The sequence below is a fragment of the Chelatococcus sp. GCM10030263 genome (assembly GCF_042666455.1).
Classification (GTDB): domain Bacteria; phylum Pseudomonadota; class Alphaproteobacteria; order Rhizobiales; family Beijerinckiaceae; genus Chelatococcus.
In genome coordinates this window covers 210825-233565 of record NZ_JBHTDB010000004.1, presented here as the reverse complement: position 1 = coordinate 233565, position 22741 = coordinate 210825, and the positions used below count along the sequence as shown (strand labels likewise).

Here is a 22741-nt window from a genome sequence, read left to right as displayed (position 1 = left end):
GGTGGAGGCGCTGAAGGACGTGGTGGCGCGCCGCCCGAAAGCGTTGACGGATGCGGCTCATGAGGATTTCCGCGGACGCATCGAGGTATTCCGGCGTTATATCCGTGGCTTCCGCGAGATCGGCCATGCCTGCATCCTGACGAAATATGTCACGGAGAACACCGAGCCTTCAGCCTTCCGCGCCGAGGCGCGGCGACTGCTGGACCAACGCCTCGAGGGCCTCCTCAGTCTCGCGGCCGAGTTTCGCGACTTCAGGAAGCGGACAGACTTCCGCCCCACCACCTACATTGCGCTCGGCAGCGACCGGCTCGAGGTGCTCCACGCCGATCTCAAGCGGCGGCTGGCGGCACAAAGCGCGGCAGGATAAGACGATGAAGGCGAGGCACAGCATGGCGGCAGCACAGCAGCGACGTCTGTTCCTTGCCCTGTTCCTCCTGCCGGGCATGATTTATCTCGTCGCCCTGCGCATCGTGCCGGCGCTCTTCACCGTCTATCTCAGCTTCACGAGCTGGGATCTGACGCGACCGGGCGGGCCGCGCTTCGTCGGCCTACAAAACTATATCGATCTGGCGAACAACCAGCCGTTCCTCGATTCCATTGCGCGATCGCTATTTTTCACTGTCGTCGCAACCACGATCGAGCTCGTGCTCGGCTTTCTCATCGCACTTTTCATCCATCGCGAGATCGTCGCCAAGAACTTCCTGCGGGCGGCACTGCTGACGCCAATGGTGATCACGCCGTCGATCGTCGGCGTGATCTGGACCATTATGTTCCACCCCTCGGTCGGGCCGCTCAACTGGTTCCTGTCGCTCTTTGGACTGCCGCCCGTCGCCTGGCTCAATTCGCCGAATTTGGCGATGCTGTCGATCATCATTACGGATGTCTGGCACTGGACACCATTCATGTTCCTGCTCAGCCTCTCGGCCATGATGATGATCCCGGAGGACCTCTACGAGAGCGCGGAGGTCGACGGTGCCTCCGGGATGCAGAAGCTCACCCATATCACGCTGCCGATGGTGCGCGACACGCTGATCGTGGCCGTGATCCTGCGCTCGATGGAAGCCTTTGAGCTCTTCGCCGAACCCTTCGTCATGACGGGCGGCGGCCCGGGCTCGGCGACCGAGACTATTAGCCTTCACATCTACAAGGCGGCCTTCATGTTCTTCGAGATGGGCAGCGCCGGGGCCATGGTCGTCATCTCGATCCTCATTCTCATCACCGTCTATTCCTTCTACTGGCGCTTCATCAAATTCGACTGAGGGCAGGACCATGGCGACGGTGCGCAGACGACAATGGATCGGCAGCCTTGGTGTGGCGCTCGGCACGATCGGGCTGATCGTCGCCTCGCTCTTTCCCGTCTATTACATGCTGATCACCTCCCTGAAGCCGGCCAATATCCTCCTGGCGCAGCCGCCGCGATTTCTCTTCACGCCGACGCTCGACAACTACGTGCAGCTTCTCGCGGACGGAAAGTTCGCTCATTATTACATGAACAGCATCAATGTCGCTTTCTGGTCGTCGCTGATCGCGGTGCTGATCGGCACGATGATGGCCTTCGCCTTCAATCGGGTGCAGTTCAAACTGCGCAAGCTTCTCTTCTTCCTCATCCTGGTGCCGCGCAGCTTTCCGCCGGTCACGACGGTGATCCCGATCTTCTTCGCGGTCCGCGCACTCGGAATGATGGACCAGGTGATCACGCTCATCATCTTCGAGGCTGCCGTCCGGTTGCCGCTCGTGATTTGGGTGATGCGCACCTTCTTGCGCAGCGTGCCGAACGAGCTTGTGGAGGCAGCCCTGCTCGACGGCTGCACACTCGCGGGCGCCTTCTTCCGCATCGTGCTGCCGGTGGTGGCGCCGGGGCTCGTCGCCGTCGGCATCATCTCCTTCATCGACACCTGGAACGCCTTCCTCGTGCCGCTCGTCCTCACAAATTTCGATGCTGTAACGGCCCCCGTGGCGATCCTCAGCTACATGCAGAGCGAGGAAAGGCTCGTCTGGGGCATTGTCGCGACCGGCGGCTTCCTCACCATCCTGCCGATCCTGATCTTCTCATTGACCCTGCACAAATTCCTGCTGCGTGGTCTGACATCCGGCGCCGTCAAATAGAGGGAGACGGACATGAATTTTGATTTCCGTGGTTTGGAGATGAACGGCACCCGGATGTGGGAGCGCTGGGCGATCATCGAGGCACTCGATTTCATCGAAGAGCACGGCATGACCGCGCTCGTCCTGCACGAGACTGACGGGCTGCAGAAGATCCTCTATCCGCAGGCCTATTTCGACCCTTACGCGAAATGGAAGAGCGCCCCGACCCGCCGTGGCGAGAACGCCATCCTCAACAACCGCATTTATTTCGAGCATGTCCTCAATCTCGCCGACAAGCGTGGCATCGCGGTGTGGCTGGAGATCAAGCAGCTCGGCTTCCCGGACGAGGTGCTCGAGATGCGGCCGGACCTGATCAAGGACGGCAATGTCTGTCCGTCTGAGCCTTTCTGGGCAGAATTTCTGGAAACCTGCGTCGATGAGCTCTATCGCGATTTCCCGAAGCTCGCCGGCCTCATCGTCAGCGCCGGATCGCCGGAGGGCAGGGCTTCGCGCGCCCAGAACAAGTGCGGTTGTGACGTCTGCCAGAAGACGCCGCTGACCGACTGGTACCACGACATCGCCATGGCCATGTGGAAGCCTTCCGCCAAGCACGGGAAACCTATGGCGGTGCGGGACTTTGCGTATAAACCGGACGATCACGAGCCGCTGATCGCGGCCATGCAGCGTTTGCCGAAAGGCATCATCTTCTGCATCAAGGTGACGCCGCATGATTTCTACCCAACGTTTCCGCATAATTCGGCGATTGGCCGGCTACGCGACCGCGTACAGTGGCTCGAATACGATACGATGGGCCAGTTCTACGGACTTGCCGTCGCGCCTTGCTTTATCGGCGAGGATCTCAAGCGCCGCATGGATAACGGCCGGGAGAACGGGGCCTCGGGCGTCATTTTCCGCGTTGAATGGGAACGCGTGAACGACTGGTGGGCGCTCGAGACGATTAATGAGACCAATCTGATCGCGGCCGCGGCCGTCACGGGTGGACGCCCATCCGATACCGTTGAGATCTGCCGGCTATGGCTCGTTTCGCACGGCTGGCCGGCGGACGGCGCGCGATGGCTCGCAGCGCGGCTCGACGAGACCTGGCCGATCATTTCGCGTGCGCTCTATATCGACGGCTTCATGTTCGCCGACAGCAGCTTCTTCCCCCGCAGCATCGGCCGAGCGTGGTGGACAATGGAGACCAAGCACAGCCTGATTGCTTGGGACCCGTCGCGCGCCGATGATCTCAAGCTCGATCCGGCGAGGATCGATATGCTCCTGGCCGAGAAGGAGGAGGCCGTGAAGCGGGTGCACGCCTATGCGGAGATGGTGCATCGCGGAGACCAGGCATTGCCGGAGGCGCTGCATAAGGACCTTGTGGCCCAGGCCGATCTCTTCGTGACCTATGTGGAGGGGTTTGCGGCCTGCGCGCGCGCGTGCCTGTGGGCGCGCGCCAAGACGGAGGGCGTGCCGGGAAGCGACCGCGAGCTTGGCGACGCGCTGACGGCACTTGCCGGCTACAGTGAGCGTATTCGCCCGATTGCGGAGGAGGCGCTTCTACCGCACCAGGTGGCGCAAGTTATCGATTATCACCGGATCGACGATATCCTGCGGGAAGGCCGAGCGATTGCCGCGGCGAGATAATGTTTCGCCATTTTCGCACCGACCGGATTGTGAGCGCCGAGCTAATCGAGACCAGATTTCCCAGCCGGCGGCAGGTGCTGCTCAAGCAGTGGCGGGAGACGCAGGGGATCACGAGCAAGCTGGACTGACCCAAAGTCTACTGCCGGAAACTGGCAGCATCGACGCATATGGTTGCCCCTGTTCACCAGCAACAGGAGCTTACGATGGCCGACCGGAACACCCTACTCCTCTACGTGAAGGACCCGCAGGCGAGCGGACGATTCTACGCTGGTCTTCTCAGGCGGGATCCCTTCAGGGCAAGCCCGACCTTCGTCCTCTTTGTGCTTCCCTCCGGCCTCGCGCTCGACCTCCGGGGCAAGGACGTCGTCAGGCCGGCACCGGTTACTTCAGAGGGCGGCTCGGAATTGGGCTTCCCTATGAAGAGCGCTGCTGAGGTGGATGCCGCCCATGCCGATTGGTTATCCAAGGGCGCCATCATCGCGCTTCCGCCGACTGATCTCGAATTCGGTCGGAGCTTCGTCGCGTTGGATCCCGACGGGCATAGGCTGCGGGTCTATGCTCTGGCCGAGGAGATGTGAGAGCTCAGCCGGCGAGGAAGCCGCCGTCGACGGCGACTACCATGCCGGTGGCATAGCGCGAGGCCGGCATGCACAGAAAGGCGACGGCAGCCCCGCTTCTGCCGCGGCGCAGAAGGAGTTCGATGACATCGGCGCCATCTGCCGCGAGGCGGGTGTGCCCTGGGTACTGCTCTCAGGCGGCGCCGCGCCGCCCGTCTTCGAGCGGGTGCTGGATTATGCCTATGCCGCCGGCGCCTCCGGCTTCCTCGCCGGCCGCACCATCTGGCTCAATGCCATCCGCTCGCATTTCCCGAACCTGAAGGCGGTCGCGGCTGCCTTGCAGTCCGAAAGCGTTACGGTGCTGAAGAGCCTGAGCGCGTTGACCAAGGCCAAGGCCGCTGTCTGGTCGCAGGCCTATCCCGATTTTGCGGCGATCAAGGCGGAAGGCGACTTCACGCGAAGCTATGGGGCGGAAGGCAAGTAGGTCGGTGACCGCGGCCGCTTAAGGCGCGGCCGTGACGAGCCCATGCGACGTCCGGAGGAGCGAGCTGACGGCGCGGCGATAGGCGGCGATCTCCTCCGTCACGCGCGCCTCGTCCCAGGCAAGCTCTTCCGCGAGAATGCGGGCTGCGTCCTCGATGAGGTCTTGGCCGTGGCCGTCGTTCCAGACGAGACCGGTGCGCCCCCACATGAGGTCGGTGAGGTGGACCACATGTTCCTCCCTCGCCATTCGCCGAAACATGTCTTCGCTGGTTTCGTCGCGATGTCCCCCGATCTCGCGCTCGGGCGAGCCGGGCCGTGGATCCCGAGCGGTGCCGCTGCCAGTCGGTGGCAGGACGTGCCCGATCGCCGCGAGGGTGTCGGCCCCGGTCACGCGGTGCGCGCCGATGGAGCCGTTGGTGAGAGCGAGCAGCGGCGGGCCGCCGGCAGGCGAGAGATCGTGCAGCACGCGATTGCGGATGCCGGCCTGTGTCCGCGGATCATGCGTCAGCGGGCGCAGGCCTGCCCACGTATAGCGAATGTCGCCGCGCCCGATCGGATGGCCCGGAAGCTGCGCGTCGGCTTCCGCGAGCAGGTGCGCGATGTCATCATCATCGGCCCACACATCGTCCGGATCACCCTCATAGGGCGTCTCCGTCGGGCCGATGAAATGCGCATCCCGCCACGGGAAGCAGTAGAAGGGATGCTCGTCGGTGGTGAGCGTCATCAGCCCGTGGCCATGGAATTCCTGCGGCAGGCGAACGACGATATGGGCGCCTTTCGTCGCTTTCACGACGCGCCGATGGCTGCCGGCCGCCGCATTGACGCGATCGATCCAGGGTCCGGCAAAATTCAGGAGGAGGCGTGCCGAAACCTCCAGCGGCGCCGAGGCGCCTTCGGGCGCCAGATGCAGCCGCCAGCCTCGGCCGTCCGGCGCAAAGCCGAGAACCACCGTGTGGTTCAGGACGACCGCGCCGCATCGCTCGGCCTCGAGCGCGAGATCGACTGCGAGGCGCTCGGGCCAGTCCACCTGGTATTCCGTATAGGCGGCGACCGATTTCAAGCGCTCGCGATCGCGGATGAGGCGCGTGAAGGGGAGTGTCTCCAGCGCCTCGGCGGCGGTATAGCGCCGGTAATTCAGGGGCACGGTCCCGTCCCCGACCGTCCGCAGGAGGGCGAAGGCGGCATCCACCTGCCAGGGCGCATAAGGCCCATCGGCATAGATCGGAAACTGCATCTGGATCGGCCGCACGCGCTCCGGGAAGAGCCGGACCAGAGCGTTGCGGGCCGTCATGGCGCGACGGACCGTCCGCAGCGCTTGCACAAGGCGGCCGGGATGACGCAGGAAAAGCGACATCGGCCCGCCCGGTGCGAGATAGCGCAGCCCACAATGGATAAGCCGGCTCGACCGGCTGGTGGCGCCGGAGCCGAAATCGTCCTTCTCAAAGAGCGCGACGCGATAGCCGGCCCTAGCGGCCGCCGCGGCCGCGGCGGCGCCGTTGATGCCGCCGCCGATGACGGCGACGTCAAAGACCGTACCGGACAACCTCTCTGCTGCGCTCGCCGTCATCGCCCGGCCAGGGCCTCGGTGTGATGGCAGAGGGAGCCGTGGCTTGCGGAGAGGGCCACAGCCTTGGGTTCTTCGGCGCTGCATATCGCATCGGCGAGGGGACAGCGGGGATGGAACACGCAGCCGGAGGGCGGGTCGATCGGGCTCGGGAGCTCGCCGAAGGTGTCGGTGTGAGCGATGCGCCGATCCGGGTCCGGGATCGGCGTCGAGCGGATGAGCATCCGCGTGTAGGGATGCCGGGATGCCGCGAAGATCTCTTCGTTCTCGCCGATTTCGGCGAGCCGACCGAGATACATGATGGCAATCCGATCGGAGATCATGCGCACGATGCCGAGGTCGTGCGAGATGAAGATCAGTGTCAGCCCGAGCTCGCGCTTGAGGCGGTTGAGGAGATTGATGATCTGCAGACGAATCGACACGTCGAGCGCGGAAACGGCCTCGTCGGCGATGAGCACCTCGGGATCGAGCGCGATCGCCCGCGCAATCATGATGCGCTGCCGTTGTCCTCCTGAGAATTCGTGCGGATAGCGGTTGAAATCACCAGCCGAGAGGCCGACGAGATCGAGCAGTGTCGTGACCCGCCGCCGCCAATCGGCGATGCCGTGCACGATCAGCGGCTCGCCGATGATATTGCCGACGGATTGCTTCGGGCTGAGTGAGGAATAGGGGTCCTGAAAAACGATCTGCACCTTGCGGCGCACCTTTTTCCAGTCGGCCGAGGAGGCCCGCGCCAAGTCGATGCCGTCGGCCGCGAAAGGCCCCTCCTTGGAGCGAAAGCGGATCTCGCCGGTCGTGGCCCCGACAAGGCCCATGATGGTGCGCGCCAGGGTGGATTTGCCGCAGCCGCTTTCTCCGACCACGCCGAGCGTCTCGCCCCGGCGGATGGTCAGCGAGAAATTCTCGATGGCATGCACCGCCTTGGCGCCGCGCCCGAAAAGGCCGCTCTTGACGGGAAAGCGAACCGACAGATCCCGGATATCGAAGACCGGGTCGAAATGCTGCTGTCGCATGGCCTGTCCTGTTAGAGTTCTTTCGCGCTTCCTCGAAATCGCGGAAAGAGCCCCAGTTGTCTTGAGTTATCGCGTTTTCTCGACGCGAACCGGTACCCACGTCGCTCGACGACGCTTCAGAGCCAGCATCTGGACATATGGCTGGCGCCCTTGTCGTCCGGCGGTGGTGTCCGTGTCTTGCAGACCTCCAGCGCCGAGGTGCAGCGCGGCTCGAAGGGGCAGCCGTTGGGATCCGCCGGCAGGTCCCGCACCGTGCCCCTGATCGGCTCGAACACGGTGAATGGTGGTGTTTCGAGGGACGGCACGGAGGCGAGAAGCCCGCGCGTATAGGGATGCCGCGGGTCGTGGAAAATGTCGCGGACCTGGCCGCTCTCGACGATCTCGCCGCGATACATCACATGCACCCGGTCGGCGAGTTGGGCGACGACGGCGAGATCATGGGTGATGAAGAGCGTCGAGGTGCCGGACAAGCGACTGAGCTTGCGGATCTCCTCCAGGATCTGCGCCTGCGTGGTCACGTCGAGCGCGGTCGTCGGTTCGTCCGCGAGCAGGAGGCCGGGCCGGCAGGCAAGCGCCAGCGCGATCATGATGCGCTGGCGCATGCCGCCGGAGAGCTGGTGGGGGAACTGCCGCGCCCTGACCTCGGGGGAGGGAATGCCGACAAGACGCAGCATCTCGAGCATGCGCTCCCAGGCGGCGCTCTTGCCGAGGTCGGTGTGCTGCCGAATGACCTCGACGATCTGGGCACCGTTGCGGTGCACCGGGTTGAGCGAGGACATCGGCTCCTGGAAGATCATCGACACGGCTCGCCCGCGCAGGTCGCGATAGGCCCTGCCGCGCGGATCGAGCCGCGCGAGGTCATGCACGGCGTCGCCGTCGCGCAGGAGGATCTCGCCGCCGACGATGCTGACCGGCGGCGTCTGCAGAAGCCCCATGATGGCAAGCGAGGTCAGGGACTTGCCGCAACCGCTCTCGCCGACCAGGCAGACCGTCTCGTTCCTGCGGATGTCGAAGCTGATGCCCTTGACGACAAGCTCGTGCCGGCCGCCTTTGGCGATGGCGATCTCGAGATTGCGGACTTCGAGCTGCAGGTCGTCAGCGAGCGGCAACTTCTGCAGTGGCAACGCTTGGGATGGCAACTCTTGGAGAGGCGAATTCACGCGGTAGTCCTCATCGGGCGCAGGCTCAAGAGCGCGCTCAGCGGTAATGCTTGGGGTCGACGATGTCGCGGATGGAGTCCCCGATCATGTTGAAGAAGATGATCGTGAAGAAGATGGCGGCACTGGGCGCCAGCGCCATCCAGGGGGCGATCGGCAGGTAATCGAGACCCGCCTTGATCATGTTGCCCCAGGTCGCCGTCGGGGGCGGCACCCCGATGCCGATGAAGGACAAGCTCGCCTCGATCTGGATGATCGTACCGATCCATAGGATCGCCACGACCAAGATCTCGCTGAAGATGTTCGGGACGATGTGGACGAGCAATATTCGGCGGAACGGCGCGCTGACGGCTTCGGCTGCTTCGATATATTCCTTGACGCGCACGGCCATGGTCGAGCCATAGGCGATACGCGTGAAACGCGGCGCCATCACCACGCTCATGCAGAAAATGACCTTGTCCATGCCCGAGCCGAGGATCGCCATGATAGCGACGCCGAGAATGAGGGCAGGGAAGGCCATCAGGGAATCGGCCACGCGCATGATCACCATCTCGGTGATGCCGCGGTAGTAGCCGGCGAGCACACCGAAGAAGGTCCCGACGACGAGCGCCATGCCGATCGAGACGACCGCCACGGCAAGCGACGTGCGCGCACCGAAGATGACACGCGACAGCACGTCCCGGCCCTGGTTGTCCGTGCCGAGCCAGTGGGCGAGCGAGGGCGCCGCCAAGGTGTCATAGGGCTGATGCGCCAGGGGATCGGCGAGCGGAAGAAGGGGTGCCAGCACCGCGAGCCCGGTGATCACGGCAAGCCCGATCAGGCCGATGCTGCCGACCGGATTGCCGCGCAGCCGCGAGGGCAGAAGAAGACTGGTCACGGGCTTCTGATCCTCACTTGCCTCTGATCCGCGGATTGACGACGCCGTAGAGGATGTCGGCCGTCATGTTCACCACGATGACGAGGCCGGCATAGACGACGAGAACCGATTGCAGGCTCACATAGTCACGCTGGCGCATGGCCGAGACGAGGAGCCGCCCCAGCCCCGGCCGCGAGAAGATGATCTCCACCATCACCGAGGAGCTGATCAGCACGATGATGTTGATGGCGCAGAGCGAAACGAGCGGCACCAGGCAGTTGGGGAAGGCATGGGCCAGGATCACGCGCAGCTCGCTGATGCCCTTGGCGCGACCGGTGCGCACGTAATCTTCCTGGAGCACATTGAGCATGCTCGTGCGCGTCACGCGGGTCACATAGGCCATCATGATCAGGCCGAGCGTCAACGCCGGCAGGGCGAGATGGCTGAGAAGGCTCGCGATATCGCCGCGCCGGCCGCCGCCCACGGTGGGGAACAGGGGCATATAGACCGAGAACAGCAGCATCAGGAGAATACCGAGCACGAAGCTCGGAATCGACAAGCCCGAGAGCGAGAAGATGCGTCCGAAATGATCGAGCAAGCCGTCCCGGCGGACGGCGGCGAGAATGCCGAGCGGCACGCCGAGCACGAGGCCGATCAGTAGCGAGGCCGCCGCGAGCTCCAGCGTATAGGGCAGGGCGGAGGTGATCTGCGCGGCGACCGGGGCACCCGAAGAGAGCGAGCGGCCGAGATCGCCCCGCAGCAGCCCCGTGAGCGATTCCACATATTGCTGCCACAGCGATTTATCGAGACCCATCTGCGTCCTGAGCGCCTCCACCGCCTCCTTGCTCGCGTAATCGCCGAGCATGGCGACCGCCGGGTCCCCCGGCGCCACGCGCATCAAGAAGAAAACGATCGTGAAGACGATCAGACAGATTGGAACGACATTGGCCGCCCGTCTGAGGATGAGCTCGATCATCGATAGTCAGATCCGAATGAACGCGGGCGATGACTGCCACCCGCGTGTCGCAGGCCTTTACTCGGTGACATCGACCGTCTCGGTGATGGGAATGAAGAAGGCGAGATTGCCCTTGAGCTCATAGCCGAGGTGCACCGAGGACCGGCGCCCCATCGCGACCCGTCCCTGGAAGACGGATACCGACGGCAGATCCTTCAGGATGCGCTCCGAAGCCTCTTTCCACAACGCGTCTTGCTTTGCCGGGTCTGCGGTCTGGCGCGCCTCGGCAATCAAGCCGTCGATCGCTGCGTAATGCGAGAAGTTGGTGTCGGGCTTCGAACCAGTCGTGATGTCGGCCGAGGAATCATAGAAGCGGGACAGGAAGACATCGGCATTCGGGCGCCAGGCCATATAATGGACGATCGGGCTCGCGTCCTTGCGGATCATCGCGTGATAGGTCGGGTGATCGACGACCTTGAGATTGAGGTTGATACCGGCCTTGCGCAGCTGCGCCTGGATATTCTCCATGGGGCGCAGCATGACCGCAAGCTGGGTGTGGATCACATTCAGCGTGATTCCGTCCGGGTGGCCGGCTTCGGCGAGGAGCTGCTTGGCCTTCTCGATATTGGTCGGATAATCGAGCTGCTTGGCCCGCACCTCCTCCGTGGTCAGACCTCCCGGCAGATATTCGCCGGGAAAGGGCGCATAGAGCGGCGTCGCGGTCTCCGCGCCGATAGTGGCGACGACCTCGTCGCGCGACAGCGCATAGGCAATCGCCTGGCGCACGCGCAAATCGTCCAGCGGCTTCATCTTGGTGTTGAGGAAAAGGACGGAGGCCGAGCCCGGACCGAAGACGTCGACCTCGATGCCCGGGAAGCGGCGCATCAGCTGAACCCAGCTCGCCTCGCTGTTGCCTTCGACGATATCGAGCTCGCCGGTGCGCAGGCCGATGCCGCGCGCCGAAACGTCGGGCATGAAAAGAAGCTCGACGCCGGGCAGTTTCGGCCGGCCGCGAAAATACTTCTCGTTGGCACTAAAGGAAACTTTCTCCTTCGGCACATAGCCCGTGAAGATGAACGGGCCGGTGCCGACCGGATGAAGGCGGAAGCCGTCGGGGCCGAGGGCCTCGAAGGCCTTCTTCGAGACGATATAGCCGCCGGCGTAGTTCATGACCTTGGCGAGCATGAGCGTTTCCGACAACGGCTCCGGCGTGCGGATGCGGACGGTGTAATCGTCCACAGCGTCCACTTCAAAGCCGCTATATTCGCTGGCATAGGATGACAGCTTCGAATCCATGGCCTTCTTCAGCGAAAAGACCACGTCTTCGGCCGTCATTTCGTAGCCGGGCTTGTCCGCCCAGGGGTGAAACATGACGCCGCGCCGGAGCTTGAAGGTCCAGGTCCGGCCGTCCGGATCGACACTCCAGCTTTCGGCCAGGTCCGGCTCCACAGTGGCGATATTGGCCTCACCTGGCGGAACGCGGACGAGGGCGTTGAACACCATGGCGGAAATCGCCCGATCGACGTGCGAGGACGCCCGATGGGGATCGAGCGTGCTGACGTCACCGACGTCGTAAGCCATACGCAGCGGACGATCCGCCGCCTGCACGACCGATGTGCTCAATGCCGCCAACAGCGCGGCGAAGACGACGAGTAGCCTTTTCATCTCGGTTCCCCATTATGTTCCGAATATCGGACTATTATTTCGCATTTACATCATCAGAGAATGTCGGTCAGGTTTTGTCAAGCCGGGCGTGGAACAGACTGAGTTTATGACCTAACAGCTGGAGCGAAGTGGCTTGACTTGAGACGCGCCTTCGCGGCAAATCGATATTGCGGAACTAAAATATCCGCATATCGGAATGAGGTATTGGCGATGGCGAGACTGGATTTCCTGTTTCTCGGGCAGGAGGAGGTGGTGGCCTGCGGAGGAGCGGATGTTGCCGCGACAGTCGCGGATGTCGACCGGGCGACCTCGCTGCTCTATCGGGAGCTCGCCATCGAGGCGACCACGGCGACCCTGTTCTGGGATCTGCCTCACGAGAATCTCAAGAAGAAGGTCGGCTATGCCGGCACGAAGCGCGTCAATATTCACGCCGCCTTCCTGGACGACGACGGCGTCAAGAAGGTCGGCGTCAAGAATATCCCGAGCAATCCGGACAACCCGAAAAACGGCCATGGTCCGCGCGCTTCGGGCCTCCTCACAATGCTCGATCCGGAGAGCGGCTATCCTATCGCACTGATGGATGCGGCGGTGATCAGCTGCACGCGCACCGGTGCGCTCGGTGCGCTCGGTGCCAAATATCTCCGCCGTTCCGGACAAAATCGCATCGGGCTGATCGGCGTGGGGCCGATCAATCAGGCGGCGCTCGCGGCCACCATCCACGTCTGCCGGGATGGCGCGGATGTGAGCGAGGTCGTTATCTTCGACCTCAACGGCGCGAGGGCGCGCGACTATGCGGGCGAGATCACGAGGACTTACCGCCTGCCGGCCCGCGCCGTGGAGAGCGCCGAGGCCGCCGTGCGCGACTGCGACATCGTGATGCCCGCGACGACCCTGACCGATCCGGCCCAGGCCTATATTCCCCATGAATGGCTGAAGCGCGGGGCTCTCTTCATCGACCTTTCGATCTGGGATGCCCGCTATGATGTCTTCCAGAAAGCCGACAAGCTTTTCGCCAATTCCGCCGATGCGCTCGACCGCAAGAATCTGACACCGGGTTGCCTGGTGGAGGAGGGCGTGATCACCGCCGATCGACTGCTCGATCTCGGCGCAGTCATCGAGGGAGAGGCACGGGGACGCGAATCGGACGACGAGACCATCGTCTATTTTGCGCGCGGCATGGCCATCTACGATGCGATCAGCGGCTATCGCGTCTACCAGAACGCGCTGGCAAAGCGCGAAGGCCAGTCGCTCACCCTTTGGAAAGAGCCGGCTCTGGCGTAAGCCTCGTGGGCCGACGGTATCTGAGGATTGCGGCGGAGCGAAAGCAGTGCTGAAGATGCCGGTGAAGCTGGCGACGGCGGAAAACGGAACGCCCATGAACGAGGAAGGCAAGCGGCAGACGACCATCGGCAAGGGGGTGGAGATCCTCCACATCCTCGCCGAGGGAGAGAGTCGCTTCTCCAAGATCCAGAAGGCCCTCGGCTACGGCAACGGCACGACGCACCGGCTTCTCAAGAACCTGCTCGATGCGGGTCTCATCGTGCAGGATCCACTGTCGAAGGATTACCTCCTGAGCAACGAGATCCTCAGGCTCGCCGCCAAGATCGAGGACGGTTTCGCCCATCTCAGCTTGATTGCGACGCGCGAGATGAAGCGCCTGCGCGACAGCTCGGAAGAAACCGTGTGCCTGTGCAAGCGGGTCGGGTTGAAAAAGATCATCGTCGAGGAGGTCACGAGCCACCACGGCATCAAGTTCGAATATGGCAAGGGCTATTCCTCCTCCTTCCACTCGGGCGCGACCGGCATCGCGCTGCTCTCGCATCTCACAGAGGCCGATCTCGAAAGGCTCGTCGAGAAGGTCGATCTGGTGCAGGAGACCCCCGATACGGTGGTCAACAAGAACCAGCTTCGCGCCCGGGTCGGCGAGGCCCGGCAGAACGGCTTTGCCATCAGTTTCGGCGAGGTGACGCCGGGGACCGCCTCGCTGTCGGTGCCGCTGCAGGATGGCACCAGCTCCTTCGCGCTCACCGTCGTCGGCCCGGCAAGCCGCTTCTTCCCCAAGACCATGCTCGCGGAGACGCAGGCGGCTGCCCGGCGAATCGAGGCCGCAGTCGGCGTCCGGCGTTGACCGCGCAGCACTCGCCCGGCTTGAGCTATGGCAAAGGATCGCCCCATGCCTTCTTCCCGTGCGGTCATCACCATCGCCGATGACGATCCCGTCCTGCGGCTCGTCCGCTTCGCCCTCACCGGCGACCGCGCGACAGACGAAGCCTGGCTGCACGACTATTTTTCGCCCGAGCCCTTCGATCCCGAGACGCTCATTGCCGTCGCCGCCAAGCGCGGGCTGCATGGCACGACCGAGGTGCGCTACCTGCACCGCGCCGACGAGAGCCGGCTTCTGGACATCAGCGCGGGCTCCAATGCCATCGTCTGCCGGCGCGCCGCCATCGACCGGCAGGCGATCGCCGCCTCACCGGCTCTTCGCGTGATCAACAGGCTCGGCGAGCTCCCGACCGGCATCGATCTCGAGGCGGCCGCGCAGGCCGGCGTGACCGTCAATTGCATCGAGCGGCCGAGCCTCGCCGTCACGGCCGAACATGCGATCCTCCTGATGCTCGCCGCCGGCAAGCAGCTGTTGCAAGCCGATGCCGCCACGCGGAAAGGCAACTTCGACGCCGCGAAAGTAAAGCCCATCAACGACGTTGCCTATAATTGGCCGGGCTTGGCCAATCTCAGCGGGCTCTACGGCAAGACGCTCGGCATCGTCGGCCTCGGGCAGGTCGGGGCTCTCGTCGCCAAACGGGCGGCCGCCTTCGGCATGGCGGTCATCTACACCAAGCCGACCCGCCTGCCGGCGGCGGAGGAAGCCCGGCTTGGGCTCACCTACGTCAGCTTCGAGGATCTGCTGGAGCGCGCCGACTTCGTCTCGGTGCACGCCCGCGAGATCCCGCAAACGCGCCATCTCTTCGACGCGGCCGCCTTCCGCCGCATGAAACCCACGGCCATCTTCGTCAATACGAGCCGGGGATCCCTCGTCGACGAGGCGGCACTGGCGGAGGCGCTCGAAAGCGGCCGCATTGCAGGAGCCGCGATCGACACGCACGAAGTCGAACCACGCGCCGCCGGCGATCGCCTGTCGAAGCTCGACACCATCATCATGACGCCGCATATCGCCGGAGGCTCCCGTCTGTCGCTGCTCGACGAGGTCGACCGCCTGCTCACGGGCATCGATGGGTGATCGGCCGTCGGCAGGCGCTCTTCCATGGGCGATCTCAGCGTCGCAATCTCGATGCCTCCGTAAGCCCCGGCGGCCGGCAGGGCCGTCCGCTTCATAGTGATTTCCGGTGTCTATAGCTTCGACTTCTCAGCGAGCATGCCGGAGAGCACCGCCACCGCACCCTCGATGTCGTTGCGGACCGCCCGGCGCATCGCTTCGTCGTCACCCTTGCGGATTGCATCCAGCATGGCGAGGTGCTCCGCATTGGCGGCGGTGTAGTTGCCGGAGCCGTGCAGCAGGTGGAAGAAGGGGCTGATCTGCAGCCAAAGGCTTTCGATGATGCCGAGGAGAACGTCCGAGCCACAGGCACGGTAGATGGTGAAGTGAAACTCCCGGTTGGCGCGGAGATAGAGCTTCACCTCGCCATTGCTTGTCGCCTGCGTCATTGCCTCCACGAGCGCCTCCAGCCGCTCGATGTTCGTCCCGCCGATCCGGCCGATCGCCCACACGGCCGCCAAGCTCTCGATTTCCAGACGAACGCGGCGCAGGTCGTGAAGACGTTCGAGGGTCAGCGGCGGCACGCCGATGGAGCGGCCCGACACCACCGTGAGGGCCTTGGCCGCCGTGAGCCGCTGCAAAGCCTCGCGCACTGGCATGGCGCTCACGCCGAAGGCATTCGACAAGCCCTGGATGGTGACGAACTCGCCGGGCGCAATCTCGCCATTGAGAATGAGGTCTGAGAGCTGGCGGTAGACCTGGTCCTGCAGCGTGTCTCTAGGCACGCGCAGCACGGGCAAGGCCGCAGCTCTCGCAGTCGATTCAGCCATGTCGCCCTCCCGAGCCCACTGTCGGATAAGCCCGGCCGTCGCCGAGATCAATCCGTCAAAGATCGCTCGAACCATCTTGCCACCATTTCGATCTTTGATCTATGATCACAAGAAATCGGCACCCGTTGCCGGAGAGATGAGCGAGACACCTCGACGTGCTCGCGAAGGGAGGAAGCGATGACGGTTCTGAAATGGGCTTTGGGCTGTGCCATTGCTGGCGCCTTGGGCTTGGCGACAGCGGCGCCCAGCCAGGCGGAAGCCGCCGAGAAGAAGTTCAAGATCTTCTTGAGCATGAGCTACATCGGCAACGACTGGCAGGCCGAGGCGGCGAACATGATCAAGGCCATGGCCGCTCATAAGGACATGGCTGACAAGATCGACCTGCAGGTGCAGGTGGCGGGGCCTAACGCTCAGCGGCAGATCCAGCAGATCAATGCGATGGTTCAGGCCGGAGCGCAGGCCATCGTGGTCTATCCGATCTCGCCGACGGCGCTCAATGCCGCGGTCAAGAACGCCTGCAGCAAGGGCGTCATGGTGATCGCCTATGACGCGGAGATCACCGAGCCCTGCGCCTACAATGTCCATATCGACCAGGAAGAGGCCGGCCGCACGACGGCCGAATGGCTCGCCAAGCAGCTCGGCGGCAAGGGCAATGTCGTGCTCGTCACGGGCGTTCCCGGCACCTCCGTCGATACCCTGCGCACCCAGGGGGCGAAGGACGTCTTCGCCAAATATCCGGACATCAAGATCGTAGCCGAAGCAGTCGGCATGTGGAGCCAGGCTGTCGCCCGCACCGAGCTGTCCAAGATTCTCGCGACTCGCAACTGGGACCAGATCGACGGGCTGTGGATGCAGGTGGGTTGCTACACGGCCAATGCCATGCAGCTCGAAGCGGGAAAGAAAGCTGGCGACGTCAAGCCATGCGCAGGCGAAGGATCGAACGGCGGCCGCATTCAAATGCTGCCCGCAGATGCGGAAGCAGAGGGCGCCGCTTCGCCCTATGCGCCGCTGGGCGCGCCACGCATCTCCTATGCTTCGCCCCCCTATTCCGGAGCGCTGGCCCTTAAGCTCGCCGTGGCGAAGCTCGAGGGCAAGGAGGTTGCGAAACGGACAACTTTGCCGCTGCCGCTCGTCACCAATGAGACGGTGAAGCTCTGCGAAGAGGGCAGCTGGGTGGAGATGAAAGCCGGCTGCAACGCCTTCAAACCCTCGATCGTTCCGAACCCCGGCTGGTTCGCGTCGATCTTCTCGGCCGATACGCCGGAGGTCGGCCTCCAGGCCGCTCTGGTCGGCCAACCCGAGCCGTAGTCAGCGTTCCCCAGACCTGAAGGAGCGGGCAATGTCCCGGAGCGACGGACCAGCGGCGCTTGCGGTCGAAGCCATGCGCAAGGCCTATGGCGCGACGGTTGCGGTGGACGATGTGTCCTTCTCCGTCGCCGCCGGCACCGTTCACGCGCTGCTCGGCGAGAACGGCGCGGGCAAGTCGACCATCGTCAAGCTCCTGTCCGGCCTCGTTACCCCGGATAGCGGTCGCTTCCGCATCTTCGGGCGGGAGACGCGGCTCACGAGCCCCCGCGTTGCCCACCGGCACGGCATTCAAACGGCCTTCCAGGAGATGACGCTCGTCCGGGATCTCACGGTCCTCGACAATATGCTCATTCCCTATGGTCCGGTGAATCCGCTCGGGATCCTGCGACGACGCGAGGCCGAGCGACGGGTCGAAGCCCATTTCGTGGCACTCGACCTCAGCGGCATCGTGCTCGGCGCGGAGGTCCGCGAACTCGATCTGGCCGATCAGCAGAAGATTGAGATTGCCCGGGCGCTCTTTCGCGAACCGCGTATTCTCCTTCTGGACGAGCCCACCTCGACCCTGACGGGGCGCGACATCGACTGGCTCGGCGGCATCATCGCTCGGCTGAAAGCCGAAGGCACCACCGTTGTCTTCATCTCGCATCGCCTGCGCGAGGTGCGCGACTTCTGCGATACGCTGACCGTCCTGCGCAACGGCCGGCATGTCGCGACCGGCCCGGTCGGTGATCACGACGATGCGGCTGTTATCCAGATGATCGCCGGTCGGGCGCTCGCCCATTCCTTTCCGCCCCGACGCGCCTCGGTCCAGGGCGGTGCCGAGGTGCTGCGGGTGGAGGGTATCGGCACCGCAGGCAAACTGAGGGAAGCTTCCTTCACACTGCACCAGGGCGAGATCCTGGGCGTCGCCGGCCTGCAGGGGATGGGCCAGCTCGATCTTTTCCTCGCCTCATTCGGCATGGCCGAGGTGACTCGCGGCCGCTTTATCGTCGACGGACAGCCCGTCGCGATCACCTCCCCGGCGGATGCCTTGCATGCGCGCCTCGGCATCAGCCTTGTGCCCGAGGACCGCAAGACCGAGGCGCTCTTCCTGAAGCTCGACGGCCGGCACAATGCATCGCTACCCATAATCGAGCGGTTCACACGTCACGGCCTGATCGACGAGCAGGCGGAGCGTGAGGCGGTGGCAGGCGTCTTCGATCGGCTCAACATCGACCGGCGGGCGCTCTGGACCCGCGTCGGTGCGTTTTCCGGCGGCAACCAGCAGAAGATCGCCATCGCCAAATGGCTCCTTGCCGAAAGCCGCGTTCTGCTCCTCTACGATCCGACCCGCGGCATCGACGTCGGCACCAAGAACGAGCTCTATCAGCTCATCCGCGCCTATGCGGAGGCTGGCGGCGCCGTGCTGTTCTATTCCACGGAGATACCCGAACTCGTCCATCTCGCCGACCGCGTTATGGTGTTCTACGGCGGCCGGGTCGCCGCTGAACTGAACGGCGACGCCATTAGCGAAGAGGCCATCCTGCGCGGCGCGCTGGGGGCCGACGGGATGCGGGAGAGGGCGGCATGATGTCGGACATCGCCGACAGGGCCGTGCCACCGCATCGCCGAACGCGCGGCCGCAGCCTGCGCCTCGACCGTCATCGCGGGCTTATCCTGGCGGCGATCGTTTTCGTCGTGCTGTTCTCGACCATCGCCGTGATCAGCAACGGCCCGCTCACCTATTTCGATGTCGCTTCGCTCTCCGCCGGCGGCGCGACGCTCGCCATCGCGGCGATCGGACAGACCGTCGTCATCCTGGCCGGAGGCTTCGATCTCTCGGCGGGTGCGGTGGTGTCTCTCGTCAATGTGTCGCTGGCAGCGCTTGGCCAGTCGCCCGATGCTTCCGTCCTGCTTTCCGTCGCCCTCGGTCTCGGCATCGGAATGGCCTCGGGCGCGGTCAACGGCTTCTTCATCGCGGTTCTGCGGCTCCAGCCCATCGTTGTGACGCTTTCCACAATGTTCATCCTGCAGGGGGTGACCCTCCTCGTAATGGACAAGCCCGGCGGCATGGTCGTCGCGGATCTCGGCACATTTCTCACCGGCGACATGGTACCCGGCATTCTGCCCATGCCGCTCGCGCTCGTTCTCGGCCTGCTCGTCCTCTGGTCATGGCTGAAGCGAACGCCCCTCGGCACGGCGATCTACGCGCTCGGCAGCGACTTTGACGCGGCGCGCGCCGCCGGCGTGCGCACAACGCTGGTCGAGTTCCTGGTCTATGTCATCGCCGGTGGCTGCTACGGGCTCGCCGGCATCTTCATCAGCGCGCAGACCGGCTCGGGGGATCCACTCGTCGGCAATCCCATGCTGCTGCAGATCTTCGCCGCGGTGGTGGTCGGCGGTACGGCGCTCGGTGGCGGGCGCGGCGGGGCGGTCGGCTCGGCCGTCGGCGCCTATATCCTCACGATGGTCGTCAACATCCTCTTAGTGTTGAACGTCTCGGCCTATTACTCGACCATCGCCGAGGGCATGATCCTGATTCTCGCCGTCCTCGGTGCCTCCTTCAGCCGCAACTCCACGCTCGCTCGGCGCCTTCGCTATTGGCTTAATCGGCTTGCCGCCCGGCGTGCCGGTCTGCTCCCGGCTCAAAGTCGGGGGGAGGGGCGACGCGTCGTGCTTCCCGCCGACACGATCCTCCGCAAGGGACTTGCGGTGCCTGCGTTTCACCTGCGGCACCGCGAGACGCTGCGCTTTGCCTTGCCGGCCTATGCCTGCTTCGTCGTCGTCCTGATGGCGACGCAATTCGTGCTCGGCGGTGCCATCGGCAATTGGGGCTACTACAATTCGCTGTTGGTGCTTTCGTCCTTCCTGGCCGTTCTCGCGCTCGGGCAGGGCACTGTCATCCTGACGGGCGGGCTCGACCTCTCGCTGCCCTGGACCATCGGCCTCTGCGGCATTCTGCTCGCCGGCATGGTGAAGGGGTCGGACGCCGCGCTCGTCTATGCGCTGCCGCTCGTCCTCGCAGTCGGCTGCCTGATCGGCCTCCTCAACGGCCTCGGCATCGTCGTTCTCGGCCTGTCGCCCATCGTCATGACGCTCGCTATGAACGGCATCCTTCAGGGCGTCGCGCTCATCTATTCCGGCGGCACGCCGTCCGGCTTCTCCTCACCGCTGTTACGCGCCTTCATGACGAGCCATGACTGGCCGGTGACGCCCGTCGTCCTGTTCGTCGCCCTCTTCGTAATTGGCGCAGTGCTGCTGCTCGGCCGTACGCCGTTCGGCCGGCGGGTTTACGGCATTGGCAACGGCGAGCGCGTGGCGGCCCTATCCGGGGTCGCCGTGGGGCCCACGCTCGTCAGGGCCTATGTCCTGTCGGGGCTCTGCTCGGCCATCGTCGGGGCCATGCTCACGGGCTTTTCAGGCCAGGCGAGTCTCGGCATGGGCGACGACTATCTTCTGCCCTCGATTGCCGTCGTGGTGGTCGGCGGGACGCTCATCACCGGTGGACGCGGGCATTATCTGGGCATGCTCGGCGGTGTCCTCCTGCTCACCGCGCTGCAGACGCTGCTCGCCGGCACCATGCTTCCCTATGCGACGCGGATCATCATCTTCGGCGTGGTCGTTCTCGCCGCCGTGATGACCTTGCGCGAACACAAAGCCTGACAAGGAGACGAAGAGCCCATGGCGGCACCCCTCATCAATGGTCTTCCGGCCGGCACCCGCGCACTGGTCACAGCCGGCGCTTCAGGTATCGGACGCGCCGTCGCCGACCTGCTCATCGCCCATGGTGCGCGTGTGCATATCTGCGACGTGTCGGAGGCGTTCCTGGACGACTTCCGCAAAGCGCATCCGGACGCGGGGGCAACCCGCGCGGACGTCTCGAGCGAAGAGGATGTGGCGCGTCTGTTCGAGGAGGTGCGGCGCCATCTGGGCGGTCTCGACATTCTCATCAATAACGCCGGTATCGCAGGTCCGACCGGGGGCGTCGAGGAGATTGCGCCGGCCGACTGGCGTCGCACCCTCGACATCTGCCTCACCGGGCAGTTTCTGTGTACCCATCACGCGGTGCCGATGCTGAAGGCGGCGGGCGGCGGCGCCATCGTCAATATGTCCTCGGCGGCCGGGCGCTTCGGTTACGCCTTTCGCACCCCTTATTCCGCCGCCAAATGGGGCGTCATCGGCTTCACCCAGAGTCTCGCCAAGGAGCTCGGCCCGGCCAATATCCGCGTCAATGCGATCCTGCCGGGCATCGTGAAGGGGCCGCGCATGGAAGGCGTCATCCGTGACCGCGCCACGCAGGTCGGGGTGAGCTACGAAGAGATGGAGGCCACCTACCTCGAGCGCATCTCACTGCGCCGCATGGTCACGGCCGAGGACGTCGCCGCGACCGTGCTGTTCCTCGTGACGCTGGCCGGGGCCAACATCTCCGGCCAGTCGCTCGGGGTGTGCGGCAACGTCGAAAGCCTGTGAGGAGAGAAGGATGCCGAGCGCAGCCATCATCGGAGCGGGCCTCATCGGCCGATCGTGGGCCATCGTCTTCGCGCGGGCCGGCTGGCAGGTCCGCCTGACGGATCCGAGCGCCGAGGCGCGGGCGGCGGCGCCCGGGCTGATCCGCCGGGGGCTGGACGAGCTCGCGCTCCATGGTCTCGCCGCCGATCCCGCAGCGGCCGCGGGCCGTGTCAGCGTCGTAGAAACCGTCGCCGAGGCGGTGGCCGGCGTCGAGCTCGTTCAGGAGAACTCGCCGGAAGTGGTCGAGCTCAAGCGCGAGGTCTTCGCAGAGCTCGATCGGCACGCGCCCGCCGAGGCGATCCTCGCCTCCTCGACCTCTGCCATCGTCGCCTCGCGCTTCACGGAGGGCCTTGCAGGCCGCGACCGCTGCCTGGTCGCGCATCCCGTCAATCCGCCGCATCTCGTGCCGGTGGTCGAGCTCTGCGGCGCGCCGTGGACCTCGCCCGAGGTGATCGCCCGGGCGCGGTCCATCTACGAGGCCGTCGGACAGGTGCCGATCACCGTCAACTTTGAGCTCGAAGGCTTCATCCTCAACCGCCTGCAGGGCGCCCTGCTGGCGGAGGCTTTCCGCCTAGCCGGGGAGGGGGCCGTGAGCCCCGAGGACCTCGACAAGACGGTCCGCGACGGCCTCGGCCTGCGCTGGTCCTTCCTCGGCCCCTTTGGGACGATTGAGCTCAACGCGCCGGGCGGTATTGCCGATTACTGCGCCCGCTACGCCGGCTTCTACCGCCGGCTCACGGCCGAGCCGGCCAAGCCCGAGGTCTGGGACGCCGAGAACGTCGCCCGCGTGGTCGCGGCTTGGCCGCAGGAGCCTTCTCCCGAACGACAGGCCGCGCTGAGCGCCCGTCGCGACCGGCGGCTCGCGGCGCTCAGGGCTCACAAGGCCAGCCAGGCCGACGACTGATCGGCCGCAGATAAAGGA

Annotated in this window: 21 protein-coding genes and 1 pseudogene; 15 read left to right on the top strand and 7 right to left on the bottom strand. The window is 64.7% G+C overall.

Annotated features, from left to right (window positions below; translation table 11 throughout):
• The 7 genes and pseudogenes from ACFQU1_RS10385 to ACFQU1_RS10355 all read left to right on the top strand — a co-directional run.
• The coding region (locus ACFQU1_RS10385) for a hypothetical protein (RefSeq protein ID WP_378132089.1) at positions 1 to 367 on the top strand (367 nt) is incomplete at its 5' end.
• Between the two features lie 4 nt (positions 368 to 371).
• The gene (locus ACFQU1_RS10380; RefSeq protein WP_378132087.1) at positions 372 to 1259 is read left to right on the top strand and encodes a carbohydrate ABC transporter permease; all 888 of its coding nucleotides are present in this window, start codon (positions 372 to 374) and stop codon (positions 1257 to 1259) included.
• A gap of 10 nt (positions 1260 to 1269) precedes the next feature.
• Complete coding sequence (locus ACFQU1_RS10375) at positions 1270 to 2106, top strand: carbohydrate ABC transporter permease (RefSeq protein WP_378132085.1); 837 nt, start codon at positions 1270 to 1272, stop codon at positions 2104 to 2106.
• A gap of 12 nt (positions 2107 to 2118) precedes the next feature.
• A complete protein-coding gene (locus ACFQU1_RS10370) occupies positions 2119 to 3729 on the top strand; it encodes a hypothetical protein (protein WP_378132083.1) in 1611 nt (536 codons plus the stop codon).
• Between the two features lie 2 nt (positions 3730 to 3731).
• Positions 3732 to 3857, top strand: a pseudogene (locus ACFQU1_RS10365) (transcriptional regulator); the annotation flags it as partial.
• A 75-nt stretch (positions 3858 to 3932) separates the two neighbouring features.
• The gene (locus ACFQU1_RS10360; protein WP_378132081.1) at positions 3933 to 4307 is read left to right on the top strand and encodes a VOC family protein; all 375 of its coding nucleotides are present in this window, start codon (positions 3933 to 3935) and stop codon (positions 4305 to 4307) included.
• Positions 4285 to 4770 (top strand): hypothetical protein, encoded by a 486-nt coding sequence (locus ACFQU1_RS10355; RefSeq protein ID WP_378132079.1) that lies wholly within the window; start codon positions 4285 to 4287, stop codon positions 4768 to 4770. The genes ACFQU1_RS10360 and ACFQU1_RS10355 overlap by 23 nt, the downstream gene beginning before the upstream one ends.
• Before the next feature lie 18 nt (positions 4771 to 4788).
• Here ACFQU1_RS10355 and ACFQU1_RS10350 read toward each other — a convergent pair whose 3' ends face one another.
• The 6 genes from ACFQU1_RS10350 to ACFQU1_RS10325 form a co-directional block, all read right to left on the bottom strand.
• Entirely contained in the window at positions 4789 to 6312 is a 1524-nt protein-coding gene (locus ACFQU1_RS10350; RefSeq protein ID WP_378132077.1) for an FAD-dependent oxidoreductase, read from the bottom strand.
• Positions 6313 to 6332: 20 nt separating this feature from the next.
• The gene (locus ACFQU1_RS10345; protein ID WP_378132075.1) at positions 6333 to 7346 is read right to left on the bottom strand and encodes an ABC transporter ATP-binding protein; all 1014 of its coding nucleotides are present in this window, start codon (positions 7344 to 7346) and stop codon (positions 6333 to 6335) included.
• Between the two features lie 116 nt (positions 7347 to 7462).
• Positions 7463 to 8506, bottom strand: a complete 1044-nt coding sequence (locus ACFQU1_RS10340) for an ABC transporter ATP-binding protein (RefSeq protein WP_378132073.1) — start codon at positions 8504 to 8506, stop codon at positions 7463 to 7465.
• Positions 8507 to 8543: 37 nt separating this feature from the next.
• On the bottom strand, positions 8544 to 9380 hold the full coding sequence (locus tag ACFQU1_RS10335; protein ID WP_378132071.1) for an ABC transporter permease: 837 nt from the start codon (positions 9378 to 9380) through the stop codon (positions 8544 to 8546).
• Positions 9381 to 9393: 13 nt separating this feature from the next.
• Positions 9394 to 10335 carry an ABC transporter permease gene (locus tag ACFQU1_RS10330; RefSeq protein WP_378132069.1) on the bottom strand — a complete coding sequence of 314 codons (942 nt, stop codon included), beginning with the start codon at positions 10333 to 10335 and terminating at the stop codon, positions 9394 to 9396.
• A gap of 57 nt (positions 10336 to 10392) precedes the next feature.
• Positions 10393 to 11979 carry an ABC transporter substrate-binding protein gene (locus ACFQU1_RS10325; protein ID WP_378132067.1) on the bottom strand — a complete coding sequence of 529 codons (1587 nt, stop codon included), beginning with the start codon at positions 11977 to 11979 and terminating at the stop codon, positions 10393 to 10395.
• A gap of 210 nt (positions 11980 to 12189) precedes the next feature.
• Here ACFQU1_RS10325 and ACFQU1_RS10320 point away from each other — a divergent pair, with 210 nt between their 5' ends.
• Genes ACFQU1_RS10320 through ACFQU1_RS10310 form a run of 3 tightly spaced genes read left to right on the top strand, consistent with a single transcriptional unit; the run spans position 12190 to position 15217 of the window.
• Entirely contained in the window at positions 12190 to 13260 is a 1071-nt protein-coding gene (locus ACFQU1_RS10320) for a hypothetical protein (protein ID WP_378132065.1), read from the top strand.
• Positions 13261 to 13315: 55 nt separating this feature from the next.
• On the top strand, positions 13316 to 14107 hold the full coding sequence (locus tag ACFQU1_RS10315; protein ID WP_378132116.1) for an IclR family transcriptional regulator: 792 nt from the start codon (positions 13316 to 13318) through the stop codon (positions 14105 to 14107).
• A 45-nt stretch (positions 14108 to 14152) separates the two neighbouring features.
• Positions 14153 to 15217, top strand: coding sequence for an NAD(P)-dependent oxidoreductase (locus ACFQU1_RS10310; protein WP_378132063.1), 1065 nt, complete (start codon positions 14153 to 14155; stop codon positions 15215 to 15217).
• A 110-nt stretch (positions 15218 to 15327) separates the two neighbouring features.
• On the opposite strand, the gene ACFQU1_RS10305 is transcribed toward ACFQU1_RS10310, so the two are convergent.
• Complete coding sequence (locus ACFQU1_RS10305) at positions 15328 to 16023, bottom strand: GntR family transcriptional regulator (protein WP_378132061.1); 696 nt, start codon at positions 16021 to 16023, stop codon at positions 15328 to 15330.
• A 177-nt stretch (positions 16024 to 16200) separates the two neighbouring features.
• Here ACFQU1_RS10305 and ACFQU1_RS10300 point away from each other — a divergent pair, with 177 nt between their 5' ends.
• Genes ACFQU1_RS10300 through ACFQU1_RS10280 form a run of 5 tightly spaced genes read left to right on the top strand, consistent with a single transcriptional unit; the run spans position 16201 to position 22723 of the window.
• On the top strand, positions 16201 to 17331 hold the full coding sequence (locus ACFQU1_RS10300; RefSeq protein ID WP_378132059.1) for a sugar ABC transporter substrate-binding protein: 1131 nt from the start codon (positions 16201 to 16203) through the stop codon (positions 17329 to 17331).
• Between the two features lie 31 nt (positions 17332 to 17362).
• On the top strand, positions 17363 to 18901 hold the full coding sequence (locus ACFQU1_RS10295; protein ID WP_378132057.1) for a sugar ABC transporter ATP-binding protein: 1539 nt from the start codon (positions 17363 to 17365) through the stop codon (positions 18899 to 18901).
• Complete coding sequence (locus ACFQU1_RS10290) at positions 18898 to 20973, top strand: ABC transporter permease (RefSeq protein ID WP_378132055.1); 2076 nt, start codon at positions 18898 to 18900, stop codon at positions 20971 to 20973. Before ACFQU1_RS10295 ends, ACFQU1_RS10290 begins: the two co-directional genes overlap by 4 nt.
• A gap of 18 nt (positions 20974 to 20991) precedes the next feature.
• Positions 20992 to 21780, top strand: coding sequence for an SDR family oxidoreductase (locus ACFQU1_RS10285; RefSeq protein ID WP_378132053.1), 789 nt, complete (start codon positions 20992 to 20994; stop codon positions 21778 to 21780).
• A 10-nt stretch (positions 21781 to 21790) separates the two neighbouring features.
• The gene (locus ACFQU1_RS10280; protein WP_378132051.1) at positions 21791 to 22723 is read left to right on the top strand and encodes a 3-hydroxyacyl-CoA dehydrogenase; all 933 of its coding nucleotides are present in this window, start codon (positions 21791 to 21793) and stop codon (positions 22721 to 22723) included.
• The last annotated feature ends 18 nt before the right edge of the window (positions 22724 to 22741 follow it).

Bases quoted from the DNA above. Each gene is read 5' to 3' on its own strand.
- ACFQU1_RS10290 (WP_378132055.1), top strand. From the start codon at position 18,898: ATGATGTCGGACATCGCCGACAGGGCCGTGCCACCGCATCGCCGAACG.
- ACFQU1_RS10380 (WP_378132087.1), top strand. From the start codon at position 372: ATGAAGGCGAGGCACAGCATGGCGGCAGCACAGCAGCGACGTCTGTTC.
- ACFQU1_RS10300 (WP_378132059.1), top strand. From the start codon at position 16,201: ATGACGGTTCTGAAATGGGCTTTGGGCTGTGCCATTGCTGGCGCCTTG.
- ACFQU1_RS10280 (WP_378132051.1), top strand. From the start codon at position 21,791: ATGCCGAGCGCAGCCATCATCGGAGCGGGCCTCATCGGCCGATCGTGG.
- ACFQU1_RS10310 (WP_378132063.1), top strand. From the start codon at position 14,153: ATGCCTTCTTCCCGTGCGGTCATCACCATCGCCGATGACGATCCCGTC.
- ACFQU1_RS10345 (WP_378132075.1), bottom strand. From the start codon at position 7,346: ATGCGACAGCAGCATTTCGACCCGGTCTTCGATATCCGGGATCTGTCG.
- ACFQU1_RS10295 (WP_378132057.1), top strand. From the start codon at position 17,363: ATGTCCCGGAGCGACGGACCAGCGGCGCTTGCGGTCGAAGCCATGCGC.
- ACFQU1_RS10285 (WP_378132053.1), top strand. From the start codon at position 20,992: ATGGCGGCACCCCTCATCAATGGTCTTCCGGCCGGCACCCGCGCACTG.
- ACFQU1_RS10320 (WP_378132065.1), top strand. From the start codon at position 12,190: ATGGCGAGACTGGATTTCCTGTTTCTCGGGCAGGAGGAGGTGGTGGCC.
- ACFQU1_RS10330 (WP_378132069.1), bottom strand. From the start codon at position 10,335: ATGATCGAGCTCATCCTCAGACGGGCGGCCAATGTCGTTCCAATCTGT.
- ACFQU1_RS10375 (WP_378132085.1), top strand. From the start codon at position 1,270: ATGGCGACGGTGCGCAGACGACAATGGATCGGCAGCCTTGGTGTGGCG.
- ACFQU1_RS10315 (WP_378132116.1), top strand. From the start codon at position 13,316: ATGCCGGTGAAGCTGGCGACGGCGGAAAACGGAACGCCCATGAACGAG.
- ACFQU1_RS10370 (WP_378132083.1), top strand. From the start codon at position 2,119: ATGAATTTTGATTTCCGTGGTTTGGAGATGAACGGCACCCGGATGTGG.
- ACFQU1_RS10305 (WP_378132061.1), bottom strand. From the start codon at position 16,023: ATGGCTGAATCGACTGCGAGAGCTGCGGCCTTGCCCGTGCTGCGCGTG.
- ACFQU1_RS10325 (WP_378132067.1), bottom strand. From the start codon at position 11,979: ATGAAAAGGCTACTCGTCGTCTTCGCCGCGCTGTTGGCGGCATTGAGC.
- ACFQU1_RS10360 (WP_378132081.1), top strand. From the start codon at position 3,933: ATGGCCGACCGGAACACCCTACTCCTCTACGTGAAGGACCCGCAGGCG.
- ACFQU1_RS10355 (WP_378132079.1), top strand. From the start codon at position 4,285: ATGCTCTGGCCGAGGAGATGTGAGAGCTCAGCCGGCGAGGAAGCCGCC.